Annotated in this window: 1 protein-coding gene and 1 pseudogene; both read right to left on the bottom strand. The window is 32.9% G+C overall.

Features of this window, described 5'->3' with window-relative positions; genetic code table 11:
- A pseudogene (locus KSU54_RS18395) lies at positions 1-791 on the bottom strand (isopeptide-forming domain-containing fimbrial protein); the annotation flags it as partial.
- The coding region (locus KSU54_RS18390; protein ID WP_217749051.1) for a prealbumin-like fold domain-containing protein at positions 775-1,482 on the bottom strand (708 nt) is incomplete at its 5' end. The gene KSU54_RS18390 and the pseudogene KSU54_RS18395, both read right to left, overlap by 17 nt.

Genomic DNA, 1,482 nt, shown 5'->3' with positions numbered 1-1,482 from the left:
CCGTTCATATCTGGCGCATATGTCAAATAGCGGTAAGGCACGGTTTGACCAATCTCGTAATCTCCTACATCATTCCATCCGTCTTTATCCGCTCCAATATTCTTTTGATTGTCATCTTCTAAAATCTGTTTTTGAATTACAGGAAAATCTGATTTTATATCGATTGCAACATCTGGATTAGCAGTATTTACCATAATCATGGATGCAGCACTGTGCGTTCCATTAACACTCGTAATTTCATCAATAATATACCACCCGTATGCAACATCTAATGTATAACTGTCTGTTGCTGTAGATGGAACTGTTAAAACCTGAGTAGGGTCGGCTTTATCTTCAACTAACATATTTCTCAGACTCTCAACAAAATATCTAAAATTAGAATATGCAGTCTCATTTTTCTGTGTCTGTGAAACATCATTGATCACCTGATTGTTATTTAACGTTTGAATATAATCTATGATTGCATATTCTGTATCTTTTCCAGTAACCTTTTTCAATGATTTTTCATATGCAGGATTCATTGTATAGTTAATACTTTCCATTCCTGCACTGTTTTGAGCATCAAAGATGCGGTAAATATTAAATTTCTTCCCTGCCAGACTTTGAGTAACTCCATTATCTCCTACATTGGCATTAATAGTTATATGTCCTGTTCCTTCAGCATTTAGTTTCGTAAAAATTCCGTTTCCAGTATTTCCACTGTTGACTAAATTTGCTACTGTTCCTGCTGTCGTTAAAGACAGTACACAAGCTAAAGCTGTTATTCCTAACTTTTTAAATTTGTTCTTCATCATTGTTTTTTCCCCTTTTGATTGTAATTAATAAACATAAAACACCTGCTGCTGTTAAAATAATCGTCATAGGACTTCCCGTTGCAGGAAGAATAGATCCTCGACTGTTTATAACTGTCAAATTGCCAGTATATAAGCCGTTTTCTAACGTTAAGCTGTTATTTTTGTCATCTTCCTTAATCTCTTTGTCATTAACAAAAAAAGTGAACTTCCCGTTCACATTTTTTAATGATATTTTAATTGGATCTTTTAATAATCTATATCCATCAGGTGCTTTTGTCTCTTTTAAATAAAAATCACCAACAGAAATCCGATCAAAATTCAATTGACCGTTCTTGTCGGTTTTTCCTTTTTCTATTTCCTTTGTACATTCCTTATCAGAATATAAGCTGAATTCAGCATTCTCTAATACTTTACTGTTATCATTCTTCTTTGTAATTCGAAGATTGCATATATCTATTTCATTTTTAACAGTAATGGTCATTGTACCATGAAACGGCACATTAAAAGTACCATCTTCTACAGTACCATTCAGATCTGAAACACTGAATGCCCCCTTCTCATCAATATAAAAATAATATCTGGTATCATTTAATTTATAAGAGTCAGGTGCTTTTGTTTCCTGAAGATAGTAGGTTTTCTGTCTTGATAAATAAAAAACAGCAATATTGCCATTCTTATCTGTTTTATA

The sequence above is a fragment of the Erysipelatoclostridium sp. MSK.23.31 genome, assembly GCF_019125875.1.
Taxonomy (GTDB): domain Bacteria; phylum Bacillota_I; class Bacilli_A; order Erysipelotrichales; family Coprobacillaceae; genus Thomasclavelia; species Thomasclavelia ramosa.
The sequence above is the reverse complement of the archived record's forward strand: the minus strand, read 5'-3'. Positions and strand labels throughout refer to the sequence as shown.